The organism is Phocaeicola sp. GP0067 (assembly GCF_031119655.1).
Taxonomy (GTDB): domain Bacteria; phylum Bacteroidota; class Bacteroidia; order Bacteroidales; family Bacteroidaceae; genus Phocaeicola; species Phocaeicola vulgatus.
The window spans coordinates 25588-49034 of sequence record NZ_JAVHZY010000010.1 but is presented as its reverse complement, the minus strand read 5'-3'; the positions used below and the strand labels follow the sequence as shown (position 1 = coordinate 49034).

Below are 23447 nucleotides of genomic sequence, written 5' to 3'. Positions count from 1 at the left end.
TAACAGAATGATGACTTTATATCCGAAATTGATTTTGGACGCCTTGGCAACAGTGCGTTATCCCGGAACGGGAAAGAATTTGGTGGAAGCGGAGATGGTTGCCGATAATCTTCGCATTGACGGTATGTCGGTAAGCTTTTCGTTGATTTTTGAGAAACCGACCGATCCGTTTATGAAATCTATGATAAAGGCTGCCGAAACAGCTATTCATACTTATGTTTCACCTGATGTACAGGTAGCTATTGCGACAGAGAGCCGTCAGGCGGCGCGTCCCGAACCGGGTAAGCTGCTTCCATTGGTAAAAAATGTCATTGCTGTTTCATCCGGAAAAGGCGGGGTGGGCAAGTCTACTGTGGCGGCCAATCTAGCTGTGGCCCTAGCTAAACTGGGATATAAAGTAGGTTTGCTGGATGCTGATATTTTCGGTCCTTCTGTGCCTAAAATGTTCCAGGTGGAAGATGCCCGTCCTTATGCTGAGCAGATTGACGGTCGTGATTTGATTGTGCCGATTGAAAAATATGGTATCAAGTTGCTTTCTATCGGTTTCTTTGTCGACCCTGATCAAGCTACTTTATGGCGTGGAGGGATGGCTAGTAATGCTTTGAAACAACTGATTGGAGATGCCGCATGGGGAGAACTGGATTATTTCATATTGGATACGCCTCCGGGCACCAGTGATATTCATCTGACTTTGGTGCAGACTTTGGCTATTACGGGAGCTGTAATCGTCAGTACACCTCAGCAGGTGGCTTTGGCTGATGCGCGCAAGGGAATCAATATGTATACCAATGATAAAGTAAATGTTCCTATTTTGGGATTGGTGGAGAATATGTCGTGGTTTACTCCTGCGGAACTTCCTGAAAATAAGTATTACCTTTTCGGAAAGGAGGGTTGCAAACAGCTGGCAGAGGAAATGAATGTGCCTTTGTTGGGACAAATTCCTATTGTGCAGAGTATCTGTGAAAATGGTGATAAAGGAACTCCGGCTGCTTTGAATGAGGACAGCATTACCGGGCGTGCATTTATAGAGTTAGCTGAAAATGTTGTGAAGCAGACTGAGAAGCGTAATGCGGAACAGGCACCGACACACATTGTGGAGATGAAGAAATGATTTAGGAATATATTTTTAAGATGAAAAGAGACTGTTCGGAACAGCCTCTTTTCTGTTTTTATGCTCTTTATTGCAGTTTGAAAGTTACAGGAACAGTGTATCTGCAACGTACTGCTTTGTCTTTTACAGTTGCCGGCTTCCATTTTGGCATGGATTTTACAACCCGTGCTGCTTCAGCATCCAGTTCGGGGGTAATGCTGCGTACTATGCTTACATGGTCTACCGAACCATCTTTTTCAATAACCATCTGTACGATTACTTTACCTTGTGCTCCTTCCTTTTGCGCTGTTACGGGATATTTTATGTTGCGTGCCAAATATTGCAAGCAGGCTATCATACCTCCGGGGAATTCAGGCATATTGTCTGCTATCTGGTATACGGGGTCTTCTCCGACAAGAAGTAATCTCACCAGTTCCGGATTTTCCATATCTTTGATGGGGCAGAGTTCTTTTACCGTGAATTTTCCTTCTTGATAACCTTTATGGTTAATGGCAATGGTTTCGCCTACTCCTACTGTTAACTGAGCTTCTCCGTGAGCGTTTGTCGTGGCTTTGGCATTTGTTGAAGAAGAAATAAGTTCTACTCCTGCAAGTTGTTGGTTATCATTATTGGATATTTGTAACTTGATCCGTATTTGTTTGCCGGCTTTGATGTAGGCGGCAATATCATCATCGGTATCGAAAATGGCAGTGACATTCGGTTTGTTTGCTGAAAGTAGAAGTGATTGGTGTTTGGAACTTTTAGGAGAGGAAACGTCTAGGGAAACATACTTGGGAGTCGTCATATCCACTTCTATGGTAGCCTTTCCTTCTGCATTGGTTTTGAAAGTTTTTACTTCATTACCCGGTTTGATTTGCAGAGTAATATTAGGCTGAGGCTTACCTTCACTATTGGTTACGGTAATAGTGAAAGTCACCAGACCTTGTACTGTTGTGTTGACAAAAGATGCCACTTCTTCCCTTTCGGGGCGTGGGGTGCTTTCTTCCGTGGAATAGATTAACCTTTCGGCTGTCCGTGCCACGGTTTCAATGTTGCTGACCAAGAGTAGAGCAGCAGTCAGCGGTGCAAACAAGGCATATTTGATATGCCCTGTGGTGCGGGTTCTTTTTTTGTTCATCATTTTAATTCTGTTTTTTAAGTGTGATAAGTTGAAATTATTATATAAACCGGTTTGTCTGTTTTGGTTGGCTAATCCCAAAAGGTGATATTGATATGCTTTCTTATTTGTGCCGGATTCCATTACTTTATGATCGGCAAGGTATTCCAAATTGAGTCTGATCTCTGTTTTCAGCAGCCATGCAAAAGGATTCATCCAGCAAATGATATTCACTATTTCACTGATAATGACATCTATGGAATGCCATTGGCGGACGTGGGTCTGTTCGTGCGTCAGGATTTCTTGTTTTTCATCTTCTTTCAGTCCGGGCAGATAGATGAAAATCCATTGCCAGAAAGAGAATGGATTGGCAGGTTCTGATAGACTGCGTATGGATATTTGGTCTACATTTATACTCTTGCTTTTTAAGACAAGGCGGAAAATACTGCTTAGTTGGATCATAAATCGTGCGGATAATAAAAGGATTCCAATCCAATAGACGAACTTTATTATATCAAGCAGGTCGGGTGTGGGAATAGCAACAGGAGCTGTGACTACTGTGGCAGTGGAAGTATTTGTTTCTGTCAGCATCATCAGTGCGTAGTAATCTGCCAGTTCATTGATGGCAGGTTGTTCTTTCACCCATGCTTGCATATCCATCAGCGGATAAAGAAAAGAGAGGGCAAGAAAACTCAGCAGTGCGATACGACGCCACTGGAAGAAAGTGTCGCGACAGCAGAACAGCTTGTAGAAAGCATAGAATAAGGCGATGCCTATATTTACTTTCAGCATGTAGATGAGTTCGGGTGCTGTAGTTATCATAGTATTTGTGAATTTAGCAGGATTATTTATCTTCTTCTTTCTCTATCAAGTTGATAATGTCTTTCAAGTCGGCTGCGGAGATTTTTTGCTCTTTGGCGAAGAAAGATACCATTTCCTTGTATGAGTCAGCAAAATAGTTCCGGACCACACCACTTACAAATGTGCGTTTGTATTCGCTTTGTTTAACCACTGGGGTGTATTGATAAGTGTTGCCGAATCGTTTGGCCGTAACGTACCCTTTTCTTTTCAGGTTGTTCACTATGGATGCCACCGTAGTATAAGGCGGCTTGGGTTCGGGAAATTTAGCAACTATGTCTTTCACGAAACATTCTCCCATGCTCCAAATATGAAGCATCACTTCTTCTTCTTGTATCGTTAGCTTTTCCATAAGAAAATGAATTGATTACGATGTTTTCGCAAATCTACGAAAAAATCGTAATAAGCAAAAGGAATGGGAGTTAATTAGTGTGAATACAGATTGTGGGCAGATAAAAAAACAAAGTGAAGAATCCGGCTGTGATAGATTGAAGCGGACCCTTCACTTTGGCATGAAAATGACAGATGAAGTAAAGTTTATTTTTTGTGTAGAATATAATGGTCTGCTAACTCTCCTGTTATTGCCTGTTTGTCTTGATTGAGAGCGATCAGGGTATTCTCACCGACTTTATAATATTGCTTATCCTCTCCATTAATTAAAGTCATGATATTACCTTCAACAGAGTAAGTTCCATATTCTTTGAAAGTAGCATCCTGCCGGTCAATATATTCTGATATCAACTCAAAAGTCTTGTCTTTTTTAATAGTCAGGGTCATGTTGATACCCGGACAGTCGGCAGCCGGAAAAGTTCCGGTGTAAGTACCGTCATAATCCAATGAGTTTTCTGCATTGTGCATATCCGTTGTTTCGGTGGAGGTTGCAGAATCGTTAGTGTTTTTGGAGTTGCTGTTACATGAAGTAATCAGCAGGCATACGCATGCCAGAATAAAAAGTTTTTTCATCATAAATAATTCATTTAGTTCTTAATTTATAAACAAATTCAGACGACATTTGTTCTGCGTCTTTTCTTAATCTCTTTTAATCTTTCGTATACATGTCTGCGGCTTAAGGTAATCTGACGACGGTATACGATGCAGGTGGTAAGGAAATAAACACCTGTTTGTATCCACAATACCCGGTACTCTGTCAGCACATCGGTCAGTGTGGCTCCCATATTGTTGATGCGTACAAAGCCGTTGATGCCGAAAGTGGAAGGGAACAGCCACGAAACCACCTCCCAGAATTTAGGAATGGCAGTACCTGGCCACGAAATGCCTGAGATAAATAGCAACGGTACTGAGGTAAATACATAAATCATCATACAGGCTTCCCGATGGTGAATAAAGATAGAACAAGTCATCGCGAAAAAGATGCATGCCAGTATATAGGGAAACATGAATGCCGCTAGGGTTCCGGCTTGAGCTATTTGTACCAGGCTGAACATTTTGGGAACAAGGCAGAGCATATAGGTAGCCATGACAGCATATATCATAAGGTAAGTCAGTGATTTGCCTAAAACAATGCGCAGCGTGCCATGATAATGGCGGCTCATGGGGATAAGGTCTCGAAAACGGTTGTTCTCACGAGCAGTTCCGGCAGATAGACCTACTCCTAGCAGTAAAGTTTGTTGGATAATCAGTATCAGTACGGCGGGTATCAGGAAGCTGGCAAAACCGTTCTGCGGATTGAAAATGGAAATATCCTCATACGCTATGGGAGACGTGCTCACTTCATCTTGTCGGATGGTTGTGTTGCCGGAGCGTTCTATCTTTATCTGTTTGTTCATTACCAGCGAGGCATTGGTGTTGGCTGTCAGCATGGCTTTGTAGTATAGCATACCGCTCATGTCACAGTAGATGGTGACATGGGTTTGAACTCCTTTAGTAATGTCGCGGCTGAAGCTTTCAGGAATATAGATGATGCCATACACTTTGCCGTTCTTCAATAAAGTTTTTGCTTCTTCCATATCACTGCAATGAGATACTATTTCCAAGTCGGCACCTGCATCTACCAGACGCAGGTATTCACGGCTGAGGCTGGAACGGTTGTTATCTACTACAGCAGCAGGGACTTCACGTACTGTTTCATTGGTATATATAAAGGTATAGAGAAGCGGATAGCCTAGTGGTACCAGAATGAAGAAGATAAGTACACCCTGATCCTTTACAACTGCTTTCAACTCTTGCCACCAGATGTAGAAAAGGTCCTTGGTTCCTTGTGAGATGATATCTTTGAGTTTATATGTTTTCATACCTGTTTGCCGTTTTAGGGAATATATACATAATGTAATAGTACTGTGCGCAGTCTTTTCAGTATAAAGAAAGGCAACAGCATGAATAACATCAACGCGACTACTGAATGCCATGCGTAAATCAGCGGATATCCGTTAAGTGCCAAATCTACATAAATCAGGAAGTAGTGGCGTAACGGGAATAGATTGGCCAGTGCCTGTAATACAGGATTCATTGCCATAACCGGAAAACTCATACCCGATATGGAGAAAGAAATCACCCCCCATAGGGAGGCGGTGCTCAGTGCCAAGCGGACTGTTGTAAACAATCCGAACAGAAATACTCCGAAAGCCTGTGAAGCCAGTACTAGTAACAGACCGGCAAACAGCATGGGCAGTATACCGCTATTACAGGGATAGTGCAGGAAACCGTATAGATAAACATTATAGAAGGTGGCCATGACAAAGAAAACTACAGTCTGGGGCAGCAATTTGCCGGTCAGGGCTACGGTGATGGAATTGTCTGCCATGCCCATCCATTCTTTTTGGGTGTTGGTTTTCATTTCACTTCCAATGGTATAGACGGTGGTCATAAAGATAAGCAGCATCAGGATACCCGGTATGATGGTGTTACTCAAATATACAGAGTAATTGAGCCATGGATTGTTTAATACATGAGAGTCGATGACTATGGGCTGCAGGAATGCCATGGCCTGGTCTTCTGTAGCTCCTTTGGCATATAAGGTGGCACGGCCGATGGCTCCACCCGCCAGCTCGGACATGGTGCGCTGGTCTTTATAGAGTAATGAACCTGCTACCAGATAGGAGTAGTTGGTATAAAAGGAAACCTTGGGTTGACGGCTTGCTAATGCCTTCTCGGTAGTTCCTTTTGGAATATAGTAGAAAGCATAGATCTTTCCTTGCTGCATGGCTTTGCGGGCATCCGCGAAACTGGGGTAATGTGCTATGATTTTAGTCTGCTGAAAAGCGTCCAGATTACGGATGATGCTGCGTGTGGTAGCTGTGTTGTCCAAATCGACCACACCTGCCGGCATATCCGTAGGGAGTCCGTTCCACATTAATGTAGTGAAGAAGAGATAACAGAACAAGGGAGCTATGATCATGCAGAACAGATATAGCGGTCTTGTGGCGATGCGGAACACTTCACGCCGGGCTATGCGGAATATACGGTTATGGACAGTATTGTTCATTGTTTGTTATTTCTCGATGATGGCACTCATTCCCGGACGCAATCCGTCTGTTCTCTCTACAGGAACAGCTTTCACCTCGAAGGTCTTCAGGTCGAATTGTCCCGTAGTCTTGGTTGCTTTCCAGGCAGCATATGTACCCAGATCTTTCATATAAGTAACCTTGAATTTTATTTCTTTGTCAAAGGCAGGAATAAATGCGCTAATCTCATTTCCTACGGTAAAGTCTTTTAGGAAATCTTCGCGTACATTAAATGTTACCCACATGTCATTCAAGCGGGCCACGTTCATAATGGGGGCACCGGTACCTACCAGTTCGCCTGCTTTGGGAAAAATTTCGGTCACTTCTCCATCAGCTGACGCGGTCAGTATCGTTTCGTCTATGTAGGAGGAAACTTCGGCTACAGCACCTTTGGCACGTTCTACTTGGGCTGCGGCTGCTGCTTTGTCTTCACGTTGTGCACCGTTCTTTGCCATTTCGTATTGGGAGCGTGCTGCTTTTTCTGTAGCGGTCATGGCATCAAATTGTGCTTTGGCTTCATCACGTTTTTGCGCGGACATTACGCCTTGTTCAAAGAGCCGGTTGACACGGTTGTATGACTTTTCAGCAATTTCTACTCCGGCTTTGGCTTTCTGCCACATTTCGTAGGCAGCTTGCAGTTGCTCTTGGCGGGTACCTCGTTGTGCTTTTTCATTCAAGGCTTGTGCTGCTTGTTCGGCAGCTTGTGCTTGAGAAAGTTTGGCTTTTACATCGGGGGCTTCAAGGATAGCCAGTGTGTCACCGGCTTTTACTTTGTCTCCTTCCTTTACACGAAATTCCAGAATGCGTCCCGGCACTTTGCTGGATACACGGTATTCGTCGGCTTCTGCTTGCCCCTGAATGATTTCCGGACCTTTACCCAGTGTAAAGAAACCTATCAGTGACACTATGACAATGACTGCTGTCAGTGAAATAAATGCCAGCAAAATATTGCTGTGTTGTGATCTTTCTGCCATATCTTTTCGTTTTTAATCTTTAATTTTTATTTAAGCACTCCCATTGATTTGCGCAAATAGACTTCAGTCAGTTTTACATCAATCTGAGCGTCTATTTTGTCCGACTGGGCAGATAACCAAGCGGTTTGCGCTTCCAATACGTTACTGGTAGGAATGACTCCTTCCATGAATCCCAGTTTGGCATAGCGCAGATTCTCGTCTGCTTTTTCCAGATTTTTTTCAGCCATACTCAGGCGTTTGGCTGCTTCATTTACTTTATAGCTGGCTTGGCTTACCTGCAATTCTACCTTTTCTTTTGCATCTGCCAGTTGGTAGCGGGCAATGTTTGCTTCCGCTTTGGCAGCTTTTACCTTATACATTCCTTCGCCCCAGTTCCATATTGGAATTTGTACCATAGCGCCAACAGCCCACATGCCGCGGAATTTGCGTTCAAAGCCGTTTACCAATGAGGGATTGGTTACCATGTAGTTGGCGGTCAGAGCCACTGTAGGAAGAAATCCCGCGCGGGTGATATTGACTTTTTGGTCATAAATTTTATTAGCTAGATCCAAACTTCGTAATTCTTCGCGATTTGCCAAAGCGGTGGCTACATTATCACCTACATGATATTCAAGGAGAGTTAAGCTTTCTACGTCTTCATCTGCTAAACGTATTTCATCATTTAAAGGCAGACCGCATAATTGGCATAGTACCATTTTAGATAGGCTTAATCCGTTGTCTATTTGTGTGAGCTTCATTTCGGCTTCATTCACTTTTACTTTTACACTTAGTCCGTCGGCTTTGGTGGCGACACCTTCGGTTATCATTTTATCTACATCACTGTCCAGTTGGCTGACCAGTTGCAGATAGCTTTGGGCTAGTTTTTTCTTGTTTATCAGTGAGATGACTTGCCAGTAAGCTTGGTCGGTACTCAAAATGATATCCTGCATACCGGTGGCGTGCTGTGATTCGGCCAGTTGTTCAGCGTATTTGGTGATTTTATTGTAGGCAACGATTTTTCCTCCCATGAAGATGGGTTGGGTAAGGGTCACAGCTCCTGCATACATATTGCGTGTGTCGGTGCGCAGCGCATCTACCAAACCTTGTCCTACCTTGTTCAGTGCATTTCCAATACCTGGGATGAGGGGAGCAAGTGGTTGCAGTATTTGTGCGAGTTCGGGATTGGAAGCTGCCAGTTGTTGGAAAGTTTCCTGTATGGAGCCTTGGGCGGTAGTCCCTATCTGACTGATAGCTCCCTTTTGTTCGTCACTTAATAAAGAGATTTCTTTCTGAGTGTGCATATAGGTTCCTATAGCCGCAATCTTAGGAAGATAATTGGTAAAAGCCGTTTTCTTTTCATAATGTGCAGCTGTTATCTTTTCAGCTGAAATGCGCAACTCTTTATTGTTGGATAATGCTAAAGCACGACAACTATCTAAGGTGAGTGTGCTTTGGGCTGAAATACTATCTAAAACACCGATAAATAGGATAAAAGCTGCAATCTTTTTCATTATAGTGTTCTTGTTTTGTTGTTTTTAAGTTGTTTATGCAACAAAAATAAGACAAATCTTCAAGAAAGCCATATTCTGGATGTTATTTTAAAATATTTTTATAATTCTGCAATCTGTATGTTTACTGCTTTTGCTTGGTGGAGAAAAAAACAGCCGGTTCGTTTCCAACCGGCTGTTTTTTTATTAAATATATTGAAGGAGAGAATGTTCCTTGTTATTTCATGCTGAAAGCTTGTTGTCCTATCATGGTTCCATCAGCGAAAATATAAACATGATAAGTTCCGGCAGGCAAATATTCCTCTACGTCCCAATATACGGTTACATTTTGTTCTTCTCCGGTGTATTCTATGTATTTCTTGATGGAATAAACCAAATTACGGTTTTCGTATGGGAATGTGTTTGAAGCGTTTTTGGTTAGTATGTCATTGTCTGGTTTGGCAATACGTATATATAAAGTACGTTCACCTGTTTTGGCGGTAATATTCTTGACAATGGTGAACGAGATGGCTATCTTTTTCACATCTTTTACTTTCTTGGCTGTTTTACCACGTTTATTTCTAGGCTCTACGCTAATTCCTGTGGCATCCAATTGGGCTGCCAAGGTGACCTTTTCATTCAGATTTTTTTTCTCTTGCGATAAATTATTGATTTGACGGGTTGCCTGCGTATATTTTTGTTTTACTTCTTGGTTTTCTTCAGCTAGTGCTTGGTTGAGTTTGTTCAGTGAATCTATTTGGATAACATAGGTGCGTAGTACGGCACGTACTGTTTTCAGTTCTTTCTTCAAACGCATGATCTCAGCTGCGTTACTGGTCTTTACTTGTCGTAATTCTTCTAGCAGCCGCTGTGTTTTCAGCTTCTCACTCTCCAGCTTTTCGCGCAAGGAATCATTGTTTATCTGTATCTGAAGTTCATCATATTGGGTGGCGAAAGTGGTATATTCGTTTTCCATTTCCAGTTTTTCCACAGCGAAGAGTTCGCTCATTTCCTTATTCTCTTTTGCTTGATGAAAAGCATAAAAAGAAACTCCGCCGATAATCACAACCAGCAGAATAATGACAATAATCAGTTTTTTGCTCTTATCCATAGTGTTACATTGAATTTTGGACAAAAGTACAATAATTTATGTAGACTGCTCGAAAAATATTATGGAAATTTTTCTTTAATTCGGAATATCATTGTAACTTTGCGGTGCTTTTAAGAAGGCGATTTTATTATCAACTTTAAACAAAATATAGAGATTATGTCAAAAGTAACCGTAGTAGGCGCAGGTAACGTAGGTGCTACATGTGCAAATGTTCTTGCTTTTAACGAAGTAGCAGACGAAGTAGTAATGCTGGACGTTAAAGAAGGCGTATCAGAAGGTAAGGCAATGGATATGATGCAGACAGCTCAGTTGTTGGGCTTCGACACAAACATTGTAGGTTGCACTAACGATTATGAAAAAACAGCTAACTCTGACGTTGTGGTTATCACTTCAGGTATTCCCCGTAAGCCGGGTATGACCCGTGAAGAACTGATCGGTGTTAATGCAGGCATCGTTAAGTCAGTTGCTCAGAATATCTTAAAGTACTCTCCTAATGCTATCATCGTAGTTATCTCTAACCCGATGGATACTATGACTTATTTGTCATTGAAAGCTTTGGGCTTGCCTAAGAATAGAATCATCGGTATGGGTGGTGCTTTGGATAGCTCACGTTTCAAATATTTCTTGTCTCAAGCCTTGGGGTGCAACGCTAATGAAGTGGAAGGTATGGTTATCGGTGGTCACGGTGATACTACTATGATTCCTTTGACTCGTTTTGCTACTTACAAAGGTATGCCTGTTTCTAACTTCTTGTCTGAAGAAAAATTGCAGGAAGTTGCTGCTGCTACTATGGTAGGCGGTGCTACTCTGACTAAGTTGCTGGGTACTTCTGCATGGTATGCTCCGGGTGCAGCTGGTGCATTTGTTGTTGAATCTATCATCCACAACCAGGGTAAGATGGTTCCTTGTTCAGTTTATTTGGAAGGTGAATACGGTGAATCAGATATTTGCTGTGGTGTGCCTGTAATCTTGGGTAAGAACGGTATTGAAAAGATCGTTGAATTGCCTTTGAACGAAGAAGAAAAAGCTAAATTTGCTGCAAGTGCTGCTGCTGTTCGCAAGACTAACGCTGCTTTGCATGAAGTAGGTGCTCTTTAATAAGAACAAGCTATAATTTTATATAAAAAGCCGTTTTTTCAGTGAAATGAGAAAGCGGCTTTTAATTTGTACAGAATCCCTGAAAAAGTAAGTTCACTTACTTTTTCAGGGATTCTGAAATGAAAACGGCAGGAAGATTTTCTCCTCCATCAGTCCATCGGGTAAAGGGGTAACCGGGATAAAGGGTAGGAGCTGTTTCATCTATCCATTGGTTGAGAAGCCGGTAGATGGGAATGTCTTCCTTATTCATAAAAGTACCTGTGTATTGGGCATTTTTAGACAACTGATTACCATCGTCATTTTTTCCGATAAAGGTTATTTTTGCATTATCATAGTAGTTGTGGATAAAGAAAGAGTTGGCAGCTATACCTGCGAATAATCCTTTGGTCGTAATTAGATCTATGTTATAGACATAACAATTTTCAATGTGCGCTCCATCCGAAGCTTTCCCGCATATTCCACCATTGTAACTCTCTCTGTTCTTTATTATGTTGTTGGCAGAATAGCAGTTTGCTATCAAACCTTGGGCCTGGCTGGAACCTGCTATTCCACCGGCTGGTCCTGCTTTTATTTTTGAATTTGCGTCATAAATGATTTGGGTGTTGGTAACATAGCAATTGGTGATTTCCCCTGTTGAAGTTCCTGCTATGCCTCCTGTATTGGCTGATTGGTTCGTTTTGGTTGGATTGGCTGCAATTTGGCACTCCTTAACGCAACAATTTAGTATTTTGCCTTTATTGCGTCCGACTAAAATACTTGTACCTTCTGCTGTGCTCTTGCTTTTTGATGTGATAGATACTTTGCTGGATTCTATATGGAGATTTTTAACTATGCCGGTGATATTGACGGCTCCGAATACACCTGTGGTGCCATTGCTGGAATTGATAGGTATATTGTAAAGGGTGTGATTTTGTCCGTCAAAGGTTTGGGAAAAGTAATAGTTGGTTTGGGCGTATCCTATTTGTTTTAACTCAGTACAATCCACATCTTTAAAATCAATGTCATTCAATAGATAATAAGTGGTTATTCCATTCATCGTTTCTCCGAAATCGTCCAATGTTTTTCCTTTGTATTGGGTAAATGTATTGCTATTGATAAGTTGACTGAATGCAATCCAATCTTCGGCAGTCATAATTCCCGGAGTTTTTTCAGATATTTTTAAGTGATAAGTATATTCTTTGTTACCGGTAAAAGACTTTGTTTCTAGTTGTGTTGTATATTTCTTTCCATTTGTTACCATATTTATGGCGATGACCATGTTTCCGACAGGAGGGACTATAAACGAATAATTTCCGGAAGGAGAAACTTGGGCAATAGTAGTCGTATGTGTTCCGTTATCCGCTAGAACTATTTCAGCGGATTTTGGGATAATAGAGGAAACAGCAGGACATGTTACCTCTATTTTCTGAAAATAGGTTTGTAAATTTCCCTCCAAATGCAGTGTCAGAAGAGAAAATAAATGTTTGAACTGTAAATGGATGGAATTTCCGGCCGGAAATTCATCCTTGACATACAGTATGTCTTCCAACGAATTGTTTTTATAAAGATTTTCTTGGACATAGTCCAAATCGGGATAGACAGGATATACTGCCGTAACATTTGTTTTTCCTGTTAGGTCACTCCAGCTAAATTCATTTTCTGCTTTCCATTGGTTGTCCATATAAGTCAGAATTCTGCTGTCTATTTGAAGACTGCCGGAAGCATTCAGCAGGATTTGATTGCCGGAGTTAAAAGTGGAAACAGGGGAGCTTTCTGTGAAAACTGCTTGGTATGTATTGCCTGTGAGTACTACCTCGATATCGGTCCCTGTATAAACAAGATTGTCGGTGCAGCTTTGCAAAGCCAGGACCGACAATCCTATTATTAATGAGTTATATTTCAACTGAATAATGTATTAATGAAAATTGCTTTATGGTTCAGGTATTGTGAATTCCCTGTCAGCAAAGAGTTCCATTAGGCCGGATATCTGTTTGAGTCGTAAAAGTTCGTCGGCATCCATGCCAATATTCTTTTTTATCCATTCGTCACTCATTCCGGCTTTGGTCAGTTCTGCCACGATATCTACCATCAGTTCAATGCTGTGAGTGCCGCGGGCGCGGTTGTGGCGGATAGTGCTTGCCATTCTGTTTGAAAGGTCTTTTTCTATAACGACCACGGGAAGTAAACCTTTTTCTCGTTCGAACACACGTTTTGAAGTTTTAAGCACACAATAACGATGATATCCGTCTACCAGTTCATATATATCTTCATCGGGAATATAATAACATACACAAGGCATAGTATAGCCATCTTCCCAAATGCTTAATTCCAGCAACTTCATTTCAGGAGCGGCTACGTGGTTTGGATTATAACTGTTGGCACGTACCTTTTCCACCGGTACTCTGTGCACGTGATACACAGGACTTTCGAATTCTTCTTTCATTTGATAATATTTTTATATTTCTGCATCACTCTGTCTCTTCTTAACTTTTCTTTTTTAGTTAGGGCAAATCCCATATATTTACATACATGGTCATTTTTCAGAATGCAAATACACATACGTTTATAAGTGGGGATTTCTTTAAACTCTGCGATGTCTATATCGTCTAGATAATCCATTTGGACAGGAAGTTTGTCTGTCTTGTAGTTTGTTTTCTTTTGTACGTAGAATTTTATGCCCAAATCAGTTAATTTACGTATGGTTGATAAATCCAGGCATCCTCCCTTGTATTTCCAGAACTCCCGGCTTACTCTTAGTTTTTCCAAGTAAGACTGTTTGGTTTCTTCGGGTAACGTATCTAACAGGAAATACATATACTCTTTCCATGTGTAGCCTTCTGGTAATTTGATGTTTTGCCATCCCATGGCACGGGTTCCACCATAGATTCCGGTAAAGTTTACTCCGTTTACTCGGCCTAACATTCTCCCCCAAGTATTGGGATCGATGGCTTTGTATAATTTCAAGGTTTCCTGTGCTGTGCTGAGGAACGGACTGGCTACACGTTGTCTGTCCAAAGGTACTCCGGCTTTATAATAAAGTTCGTACATTTGGTTGAATGGCCATTTGAAACGGGCGTATGCTGTCCATATATCTTCGGTAGTCCAGTCATAGATAGGGTAGGCATTGTATAAATCGTATCCTAGTCTGCGGGTCCACATCAGGTTGTGATAGCTGTTCAGGCGATTGTTACCGTGAATAGTTCTCCATCGGTCCAGGCTCTCTTGAGTTCGGATGCCGACCAGGCAGCAAGTGCGTACTGCATCATGCTTTTTATGGTACCACGATGCAAATGAAGTCTGGAAAGTGTAGTCCCACATTTCCTCATTGTAGAATGGGAAATCTTCTTTCTTATAACAGTTTTTAGGCATAGGCCTTACCCAGTGGGCGTGCATACTTTCGTCCCAAGGGCGCCAATAGGTTTGAAACATAGAAGCACAAGTCACTACTTTGAAAGGGACACAGACATGGTAGATTTCCAATATATCCTGATTTTCTCTGAACGTCTGTTCCACATATTCTGTAGTCATTTGATACTGTGCTTCATAGTCCATGTGGTATACTCCGATTTTCCTGTCCAGATTATGCTCTCTGATATATTGAATACATAAGTTGAGCAAGACACCGCTATCTTTTCCTCCAGAAAAAGAAACATAGATATTATCAAATTCGTTGAATAAGAATTTGAGTCTCTTTTGAACGAGTTGATAAACATTTTCCCCTTTAGTTCTTTTATTATTCATTTTTGTTCGTGTTGTAAATCATTTTAATATAATTAGTCCAACGGTGTTCGGTTTGAAAACCACAGTTGGAAAAAATAGCTTCGTGTTTGGTTTGAACAATTGCATATAAATTGTTTTTAGGCTTTACTGCTCCCAACAATTCAACCAGCACTTCCTGATCATCGTTATGGACATAGTAGTTGTTAATGACATAACCGCCACTTTTCTGCTCTACAGGGACAAAACCGGTTACGTCATTATCTTCGACGGCAATGTACCATTGAAAACGTTCGGTCGTTTTGAAGGGATAATTGTTATTAGCCCTTAGGACTTTAGGATTCATAGCCAATGGTCCAATTAAATTAAATAATTGAGGTTCAAGGCCATCTAGTTGTAATATTTCCATAACTTAATTTTTACATACGTTTACTTGAAGCTACAAATGTATAAAAAAGATTGGATATACCATAAAAAAACGCTGCCATACCTTCACAGGCGGGCAGCGCAAGCTACAATACAAAATACAAATACAACTAAACGAGATATTTTTATGCTAATAGAATGCCTTTAAACAATTCCTTGAGCCATCATGGCATGGGCTACCTTCATAAAGCCTGCAATATTTGCTCCTTTCACATAGTTGATATATCCATCAGGTTCAGTACCATATTTCACACATTGTTCATGAATACCATACATAATTTGATGTAACTTATCATCTACTTCTTGTGCACTCCAACTCATATGCATTGCATTTTGGCTCATTTCCAAACCTGAAGTAGCTACACCTCCGGCATTTACGGCTTTACCCGGTGCATACATTAGTTTATTTTCAATAAACGCATCAATTGATTCCGGGGTACAACCCATATTAGAAATTTCTCCAATGCAAAGAACGGAATTTTTTATTAAATTACAAGCATCTTCGCCATTTAATTCGTTTTGAGTCGCACACGGAAGCGCAATATCTACTTTAACTTCCCACGGACGACGTCCGGCAACGAATGTTGAGTTAGGATATTTCTCTGCGTATGGAGCTACGATATCATTGCCTGACGCACGTAATTCCAACATGTAATCAATTTTATCACCACTTACACCGTCCGGATCATAGATATAGCCGTCGGGTCCGGAGATTGTGACTACTTTTGCACCTAATTCAGTTGCTTTAGTCACGGCCCCCCAAGCTACATTACCGAAACCGGAAACAGCTACCGTTTTGCCTTTAATATCAATTCCTTTTGCTTTCAGCATTTGGTTTACGAAGTAAAGACCACCAAAACCGGTTGCTTCAGGACGAATCAACGAACCTCCAAATTCCAAGCCTTTGCCAGTGAAGGTACCTGTAAATTCACGGGTTAACTTTTTATACATACCGAACATGTATCCTACTTCACGGCCACCTACACCGATGTCACCGGCAGGAACATCCATATCAGGACCTACGTGGCGCCACAATTCAAGCATGAATGCTTGGCAGAAACGCATGATCTCAGCATCGCTCTTACCACGTGGTGAGAAATCGGAACCACCTTTACCACCGCCCATAGGCAATGTGGTCAGTGCATTTTTGAATGTTTGCTCAAATCCTAAGAATTTCAAAATGGAGAGGTTTACAGAAGCATGAAAACGGATACCGCCTTTGTACGGGCCGATCGCATTATTGAATTGAACGCGGTAACCTAAGTTTACCTGTACTTTTCCTTTATCATCTACCCAAGGCACCTTAAATGTAAAGATACGGTCGGGCTCTACCAATCTCTCAATCAAGGACGCTTTCTCAAATTCCGGATGTTGATTGTATATATCCTCAATAGAAAGCAGGACTTCTTTTACAGCCTGCAAGTACTCTGATTCACCAGGGTGTTTTGCCTCCAGGGAGGTCATGATTTGATTAATATCCATAACTATTATGCATTTAAGGTTTTGACAAAATGAAAATCATTTCTGATGCAAAGGTATGTTTTTTGGTGAATTGGCAAAATATTTTTGGCTAAATTTTAGTTTGGTGGTGATAAAAAGTTAATCGTTGTGGTAAGACCTCTCTACCCAAAAGTTCTTTTTTATTGCGAATAAGTTGCATAAAACAATATTATTGACGTATTTTGCTATTACATTATCCATGTAAATCAAATAACCATGCTCAGCAAGTTAAAATTAAATCAGTTGTATTTCAAGGATACTTCGTTTGTAAACCTCATGACCAAACGGATTTTTAATGTTCTTTTGGTAGCAAATCCGTATGATGCTTTTATGTTGGAGGATGACGGGCGTATAGATGAGAAGATATTTAATGAATATATGAACCTCAGTCTTCGCTATCCGCCACGTTTTACACAAGTTTCTACTGAGGAAGCTGCCTGGAAGCAATTGGAGAACACTACATTTGATCTGGTGATTTGTATGCCCGGATCTGATAACAGTGATACATTTGAGATTGCACGCAGCATAAAAGAACAATACCCTCATATTCCGCTGGTGGTACTGACCCCGTTCTCGCATGGTATTACGGCACGTATGGAGCATGAGGATCTGAGCATCTTTGAATATGTGTTCTGCTGGTTGGGGAATACGGACCTGTTAGTGTCTATCATCAAGCTGATAGAAGATAAGATGAATTTGGAACATGATATTAAAGAGGTGGGAGTGCAGATGATTTTATTGGTGGAAGATTCCATCCGGTTCTATTCTTCCGTGTTGCCTAACTTATATAAATTTGTGTTGAAGCAAAGTCAGGAATTTGCCACAGAGGCTTTGAATGCTCACCAGCGTACATTGCGTATGAGGGGACGTCCCAAAATTGTATTGGCACGTACTTACGAGGAGGCGATGGATTTATATAATAAATATCAGAATAATGTATTAGGTGTGATTACGGATGCACGTTACCCGCGTGGTGGTGTGGTGGATCCAATGGCAGGTATTAAGTTGCTGGCGGAGGTACGTTCCAGGGATCCGTTTGTTCCTCTTATTTTACAGTCGGCTGAGGTAGACAACAAGGTGTATGCTTCCCGGTATGGTGCTAGCTTTGTGGATAAGAATTCCAAGAAGATGAATATAGACTTGCGTGAAATTGTGTCTGATGATTTTGGTTTCGGGGATTTCATTTTCCGTAATCCCGATACATTGGAAGAAGTGGCCCGTGTTCATAATTTGAAGGAATTACAGAATGTTATTTTTGCTATTCCTAAAGAATCTCTCCTTTACCATATCAGTCGTAATCACGTATCCCGCTGGCTGTATTCTCGTGCCATGTTTCCACCTGCCGAGTTCTTAAAGCAGATAACTTGGGATTCTTTGCAGGATATTGATGCTCATCGCCGTATAATCTTTGAGGCTATTGTGAAGTACCGTAAGATGAAGAATCAAGGTGTGGTGGCTGTGTTCCAACGTGATCGTTTTGACCGTTATTCTAATTTTGCCCGTATCGGTGAGGGGTCATTGGGGGGAAAAGGACGTGGTCTGGCTTTTATTGACAATATGGTAAAGCGCCACGTGGAATTTGATGAGTTTGAAAATGCGACGGTGGTCATTCCTAAAACGGTGGTGCTTTGTACGGATATCTTTGATGAATTCATGGATACCAATAGCCTATATCAAGTAGCATTGAGTGATGCGGATGATGACACGATATTGAAAGCTTTTCTTCGTGCCAAGTTGCCCGACCGTCTGGTGGAAGATTTCTTTGCTTTCTTTGATGTGGTGAAATCGCCTATAGCCATCCGTTCTTCCAGTTTGCTGGAAGATTCTCATTATCAGCCTTTTGCTGGGATATATTCTACTTATATGATTCCTTATTTAGATGATAAATATGAGATGCTCCGTATGTTGAGCGATGCCATAAAAGGGGTGTATGCTTCTGTTTTTTTCAGAGACAGCAAGGCGTATATGCAGGCAACCAGCAATGTGATAGACCAAGAGAAGATGGCTGTTATTTTACAACAGGTGGTCGGCACACAGTATGGTGACCGTTTCTATCCTTCTATTTCGGGGGTGGCACGTTCGCTCAACTATTACCCCATAGGAGATGAAAAAGCCGAAGAGGGAACTGTAAGTCTTGCTTTGGGGTTGGGTAAATATATTGTAGACGGAGGTCTGACTCTGAGGGTGTGTCCTTATCATCCTAACCAAGTGTTGCAGACCAGTGAGATGGAAATAGCTCTTCGTGAAACGCAGACTCAGTTTTATGCGCTTGATTTGAAGAATACGGGGCATAACTTTTCTTTGGATGACGGCTTTAATTTGTTGAAGCTTCCGGTGAAAGAAGCTGATAATGATGGAGCCTTAACTTTCATTGCTTCCACGTATGATCCGTATGATATGATTATCCGTGACGGAATTTATCCGGGAGGCCGGAAGGTGATAACATTTGCCAATGTGTTGCAACACGATGTATTTCCTTTGCCCCGTATTTTGCAGTTGGTACAGGAATACGGGCAAAGTGAGATGAGGCGTCCTGTTGAGATAGAGTTTGCTGTGACATTGAACCAGCAAAAGAAGAATGGTACTTTCTATTTATTGCAGATTCGTCCGATGGTCGATGTGAAAGCCAATCTTGAGGAGGATTTGAACCTTATTAAGGATGAGGATGTTCTTTTAAAGAGTAATAATTCACTGGGGCATGGCATTATGGAGGACATTCAGGATGTGATTTATGTGAAGACAGATGGTTATACTGCTTCCAATAATCCGACCATTGCTTATGAAATAGAAAAGATGAACCGTAAATTCTTGGATGAAGGGAAACATTATATATTGGTAGGTCCGGGACGCTGGGGAAGCAGCGATTCGTGGCTGGGCATTCCTGTGAAGTGGCCCCATATTTCGGCTGCACGTGTCATTGTGGAGGCGGGGCTGACTAATTATCGTGTGGACCCTAGTCAGGGAACTCACTTCTTTCAGAATCTGACTTCTTTCGGAGTCGGTTATTTCACAATTAATGCCTATATGAAGGATGGTATCTATAACCAAGAGGTACTGGATACCCGGCCGGCTATTGAAGAAACCAGGTTCATTCGTCATGTGCGGTTTGATAAACCATTGATAGTGAAGATGGATGGAAAGAAGAAGCTGGGGGTAGTGATGTTGCCGGAATAATGTTCTAAATTACGTAAAATGTGTCCTAAATTTCGATAAAAATAGTTATACGCTTAACTTTTTATTATATTTGCACGATTTTTCGAGTATAAATTAAATTAACTAAACAATGAAAAAGAATCTTTTTTATTATTTGTTCGCAGTGATTTGTTCTGTGGCATTGTTCACATCGTGTAGTGATGATGATGATGCCGTGAAGGGGTTAACTATTGATAATGTAGTAGGTACTTTTACAGGCGATTTGAGCGTGTTACAGCAACCTATCCCTAACACTTCCATTACTGTGATTAAAGTGGACGCTAATACGGTGAAAGTAGCACTGAAAGATTTTAAATTCGGAGAATTGGTTATAGGTGATATTACTGCTAATTGCAAGGCTACGTTAGACAAAGAAGGTGATGACTTTGATCTGAACGGGCAAACTACTTTGACTGTTGCTGCTTTGGGAAACGTTGAATTGCCTATTGTTATCGAAGGCGAGGTGGATGCCAAAGAATTGGACATTGATATTAATATTACCAATGTACCGCTACTTAATACATTGAAAGTGGAATTAGAAGGTACTAAATAATTAATATATAACGCATGGAAAGGCAGGGGCTTGTGCGCAGTTCCTGCTTTTTTTAAGTATCAATCTTAATAACGATTAAAACAATGAAAAAGAATCTGTTTTATTATTTGTTCGCTGTGATTTGTTCAGTAAGCCTATTCACTTCATGTAGCGACGATGATGATGAAAAAGTAGTATGTCCGGTAGGTGAAACGACATTTACAGACAAAAGCGGTTTGCAGTTGACTTATAGCAGTGCGCCTATGTTAGGCAAAATGGTGCAATTTGTTCCGCAGGGTAACAAGGCGGTACTGACCCTATCTGGTGCTCCGTTGGATTTATCGGGTTTGCAAAGAGATGCGATGTCTGCTCCGAGCGGCTTGACTACCGCAGGTGTCGTTCCCGGTGAGCTAACTACTACTTTGAATGTAGATTTAAAGATAGAGGGTGATAAAGTTTCTTTTGAAGGAACGGATAAAAAGGAAGGTCGTGTCCTTACTTATAAGGGAGAGGCTACTCCAAGCGGTATGAAATTGGATGTGAATGTGACGATGCCGACAATGGGACTGGCAGGTACTTCATGGAATCTGGCATCATTGGATAAAGAAGAGCCGACAGCTCCATTGCATATTGTATGGAAGGAGAATCATGATGAGGTGGAAATGGAAGGGATTTTGAAACTGATGATCTCTATGATTCCGGTTGAGAATTCAACTATTCCTCAGTTGCTTGACGGCGTTTTGAAGAAGGTGACTTTTTTGCCGGATGGCAATATTCAAGCAGAGTATAAGGATAATCCGACAGATGAGGCATTCAAGACTTCTCCGCTGAATCTAGCTATGTATTCTATGGACGGTGATAATAAAATCCGTGTATATCTGAATGTGAATCAGATTATGGCTGTTGCAGATACCAAAAGTCCGCGCACGTCAATAGAAGAGGCTTTGCCGGCTTTGAAGCAGATTATTCTTCCTATGTTGGCTGAGGGTGTTCCTGTGTTTTATAGAGAGAAGGAAAACGGTAATGTAGCGTTCTATCTGGGATACGATGTATTCCAACCATTGTTGGCTATTGCGGGCGAATTGGTGAAAGATGAGGCGTTGAAAGCAGCTTTGGTGGAATTGGTAAAAGAGAATGCGGGTCCGTTAGGAGGACTTGCTGCTGCATTTGTGAAACAGATTTTGGATAAACTCCCTGATATCATAGCGGTAACTGAAGATGTGCAGATAGGCATTGACTTGATTTCTGCAAAATAAGAGAATAAAAAATAATATTACTTGCTGCCGGTTCCGAAAGAATTTGCAGCAAGGTTTACGGAAAGATGTAGCATGTTACGTTGTAAGAGGCTATATCTTTCTGTGCTTTTTAAAGCTATCACTTTCCCTGTCTTTTGGATTTGTTGTTTTTCGGATGAAATTCAAACGAGAATACTCATGAGTTTTATCCACTTTTTGGATGTTTCGTGATGGTATCATCCAGAAATTCTTTCGGCATGATTTGGTTGCTGTGCGTAATTCCATATGCTGTTTTGTTAATAATTGTTTTTTATTAATCACAACAATGCGTTGACTATTAATTAAGGCGTATATATGTTATCGTTTCTCTAGAAATGGTTTGTCAGTTTCTCTTCGTCAGTGAAGGTTAAGGAAACTATCGGTTGATACTGCAAACATTTCCCTGTTTATTCTCTGCCAGTACCAAATAGTTTTTCAAGTGTTTTCATTTAGTGCGGCATTCTGTTACATCTGTTGCTTTACGTGTGTGACTATGCAGTGTTACCTGTGTGAAGACGCGTAGCCATGTATGTGAAACGATTGCTTCACCTATGTGAAGCAATAAAAATAAATGTTTGCATGATGGGAAACAGTGGTTGAAATAGATATATCTCGCTAGATGGAGTATGAACCGGAAATTTATGAGGTTTAGGTCGGTAATAGGAAAAAGCAAGCGGTTAGTGGAATTTTGGAATGTTTTTTTACAGCAAAGTGTTGGCTTCTAGTTGTTTATAGTGATTGGGCTACAGAGCATTTGCTGGAATTTATTTTTTACTGAATGTGCCGGGCCCGTTTTGTGAACAAGCCTAGCACGTTCGGGAATATACTTCTTTGTGGGGTTATTTCAGAAAAGGTCAGAATGCGTATCCGAATCCCACATTTAGATAAACAGTGTACATATCAAAGCTGATAGTTTCGAAGTCTTTTTTGAATATTTCGTTTGCTCCCCAGTTCAGATCGGCATATACTTTCAAGTGCTTGAAGGCTTTCCAGTCTGCTCCTAATTGTACCCCCCATTGGAAGCGGCGCAGGTCATCCGAAAAGTCATAGGTGGCTATAGCTCCGTTCCTGAAATTGATTTTGTCTCCGGTAGGATTGTTTTCGCGCAGATAGCCTTCGTACACATGACCGCTGAAATCCTTTCCTGTAAGATAAGAAAAGTAAGTACCAGCTTTTAGTGTGAAGCGTGGGTTCAGTTTGTAGGCGGCCAGTACGGGCATGGTGAGGTAGGAATTCTGTACTTTGGTACGTACTCCTCCAGTCCAGTTGCCTTTTAGGCGGTTACCGTCACTGCCTATGATTTCCATACCATAGTTTTTTACAGTTGCTTTGGTGCGCATTCCTTTGTTTTCCAAGCGGATGCCGGTAATGATTCCCCATCGTTGCTTTACTCCTAACCATTTGGTCATGTTACCTTCGATACTAACGCTCAGAGTGGGGGTATAGCTGTCAATGCTGCGTATTTCTTCTGGGAAAGGTTGGGGAAGTGTTCCTCCGATGTTAAATCCGGCTCTTATTTCATATTCCCATCCATGCAGGGCGGCATTAATTAAGGTACGGTTGCGGTTGCTCTGTGCTGCTATGGACAGGCTGAACAGTAGAGCAGTTAGTGTCAATATATAATTTTTTATTTTCATATCTTTTTATTTAAT

General features: G+C 41.3%; 19 protein-coding genes. 5 read left to right on the top strand and 14 right to left on the bottom strand.

The features are described 5' to 3' along the window. The first annotated feature begins 10 nt into the window (after nucleotides 1-10). Nucleotides 11-1111 carry an Mrp/NBP35 family ATP-binding protein gene (locus tag RE317_RS09865; protein ID WP_005845614.1) on the top strand — a complete coding sequence of 367 codons (1101 nt, stop codon included), beginning with the start codon at nucleotides 11-13 and terminating at the stop codon, nucleotides 1109-1111. Nucleotides 1112-1178: 67 nt separating this feature from the next. On the opposite strand, the gene RE317_RS09860 is transcribed toward RE317_RS09865, so the two are convergent. The 8 genes from RE317_RS09860 to RE317_RS09825 all read right to left on the bottom strand — a co-directional run bounded on the left by RE317_RS09860 (nucleotide 1179) and on the right by RE317_RS09825 (nucleotide 10077). Continuing rightward, nucleotides 1179-3029, bottom strand: a complete 1851-nt coding sequence (locus RE317_RS09860; RefSeq protein ID WP_008667799.1) for a M56 family metallopeptidase — start codon at nucleotides 3027-3029, stop codon at nucleotides 1179-1181. 22 nt (nucleotides 3030-3051) lie between these two features. Next, complete coding sequence (locus tag RE317_RS09855; RefSeq protein ID WP_005845609.1) at nucleotides 3052-3417, bottom strand: BlaI/MecI/CopY family transcriptional regulator; 366 nt, start codon at nucleotides 3415-3417, stop codon at nucleotides 3052-3054. Nucleotides 3418-3602: 185 nt separating this feature from the next. Further along, the gene (locus RE317_RS09850; protein WP_181987483.1) at nucleotides 3603-4028 is read right to left on the bottom strand and encodes a copper resistance protein NlpE; all 426 of its coding nucleotides are present in this window, start codon (nucleotides 4026-4028) and stop codon (nucleotides 3603-3605) included. Between the two features lie 38 nt (nucleotides 4029-4066). Next, nucleotides 4067-5317, bottom strand: coding sequence for an ABC transporter permease (locus RE317_RS09845; protein WP_005853065.1), 1251 nt, complete (start codon nucleotides 5315-5317; stop codon nucleotides 4067-4069). Between the two features lie 14 nt (nucleotides 5318-5331). Next, nucleotides 5332-6507, bottom strand: a complete 1176-nt coding sequence (locus RE317_RS09840; protein ID WP_008667803.1) for an ABC transporter permease — start codon at nucleotides 6505-6507, stop codon at nucleotides 5332-5334. A 6-nt stretch (nucleotides 6508-6513) separates the two neighbouring features. Continuing rightward, nucleotides 6514-7500, bottom strand: coding sequence for an HlyD family secretion protein (locus RE317_RS09835; protein ID WP_005845601.1), 987 nt, complete (start codon nucleotides 7498-7500; stop codon nucleotides 6514-6516). 26 nt (nucleotides 7501-7526) lie between these two features. After that, a complete protein-coding gene (locus tag RE317_RS09830; RefSeq protein ID WP_008667805.1) occupies nucleotides 7527-8990 on the bottom strand; it encodes a TolC family protein in 1464 nt (487 codons plus the stop codon). A gap of 214 nt (nucleotides 8991-9204) precedes the next feature. Further along, the gene (locus tag RE317_RS09825; RefSeq protein WP_005845594.1) at nucleotides 9205-10077 is read right to left on the bottom strand and encodes a hypothetical protein; all 873 of its coding nucleotides are present in this window, start codon (nucleotides 10075-10077) and stop codon (nucleotides 9205-9207) included. Between the two features lie 156 nt (nucleotides 10078-10233). On the opposite strand from RE317_RS09825, the gene mdh reads away from it, so the two are divergent. Next, on the top strand, nucleotides 10234-11175 hold the full coding sequence (mdh, locus tag RE317_RS09820; protein ID WP_005845592.1) for a malate dehydrogenase: 942 nt from the start codon (nucleotides 10234-10236) through the stop codon (nucleotides 11173-11175). 97 nt (nucleotides 11176-11272) lie between these two features. On the opposite strand, the gene RE317_RS09815 is transcribed toward mdh, so the two are convergent. From RE317_RS09815 to gdhA, 5 genes are all read right to left on the bottom strand, one after another. Beyond that, nucleotides 11273-13057 carry a GLUG motif-containing protein gene (locus tag RE317_RS09815; RefSeq protein ID WP_117833927.1) on the bottom strand — a complete coding sequence of 595 codons (1785 nt, stop codon included), beginning with the start codon at nucleotides 13055-13057 and terminating at the stop codon, nucleotides 11273-11275. Nucleotides 13058-13084: 27 nt separating this feature from the next. After that, on the bottom strand, nucleotides 13085-13597 hold the full coding sequence (locus tag RE317_RS09810) for a ParB/RepB/Spo0J family partition protein (protein WP_005845588.1): 513 nt from the start codon (nucleotides 13595-13597) through the stop codon (nucleotides 13085-13087). Beyond that, nucleotides 13594-14895, bottom strand: coding sequence for a DUF3440 domain-containing protein (locus RE317_RS09805; RefSeq protein ID WP_005845587.1), 1302 nt, complete (start codon nucleotides 14893-14895; stop codon nucleotides 13594-13596). Before RE317_RS09805 ends, RE317_RS09810 begins: the two co-directional genes overlap by 4 nt. After that, on the bottom strand, nucleotides 14888-15280 hold the full coding sequence (locus RE317_RS09800; RefSeq protein WP_005853072.1) for a hypothetical protein: 393 nt from the start codon (nucleotides 15278-15280) through the stop codon (nucleotides 14888-14890). The genes RE317_RS09805 and RE317_RS09800 overlap by 8 nt, the downstream gene beginning before the upstream one ends. Nucleotides 15281-15441: 161 nt before the next feature. Continuing rightward, the gene (gene gdhA / locus RE317_RS09795) at nucleotides 15442-16779 is read right to left on the bottom strand and encodes an NADP-specific glutamate dehydrogenase (protein ID WP_117873604.1); all 1338 of its coding nucleotides are present in this window, start codon (nucleotides 16777-16779) and stop codon (nucleotides 15442-15444) included. 234 nt (nucleotides 16780-17013) lie between these two features. On the opposite strand from gdhA, the gene RE317_RS09790 reads away from it, so the two are divergent. The 3 genes from RE317_RS09790 (at nucleotide 17014) to RE317_RS09780 (ending at nucleotide 21777) form a co-directional block, all read left to right on the top strand. Continuing rightward, on the top strand, nucleotides 17014-19971 hold the full coding sequence (locus RE317_RS09790) for a PEP/pyruvate-binding domain-containing protein (RefSeq protein ID WP_005853075.1): 2958 nt from the start codon (nucleotides 17014-17016) through the stop codon (nucleotides 19969-19971). 109 nt (nucleotides 19972-20080) lie between these two features. Beyond that, entirely contained in the window at nucleotides 20081-20542 is a 462-nt protein-coding gene (locus RE317_RS09785) for a calycin-like domain-containing protein (RefSeq protein WP_303266238.1), read from the top strand. An 83-nt stretch (nucleotides 20543-20625) separates the two neighbouring features. Next, nucleotides 20626-21777 carry a DUF4925 domain-containing protein gene (locus RE317_RS09780; RefSeq protein WP_115649094.1) on the top strand — a complete coding sequence of 384 codons (1152 nt, stop codon included), beginning with the start codon at nucleotides 20626-20628 and terminating at the stop codon, nucleotides 21775-21777. 872 nt (nucleotides 21778-22649) lie between these two features. Here RE317_RS09780 and RE317_RS09775 read toward each other — a convergent pair. Then, on the bottom strand, nucleotides 22650-23432 hold the full coding sequence (locus RE317_RS09775; RefSeq protein ID WP_165854378.1) for a porin family protein: 783 nt from the start codon (nucleotides 23430-23432) through the stop codon (nucleotides 22650-22652). Nucleotides 23433-23447 lie beyond the last annotated feature (15 nt).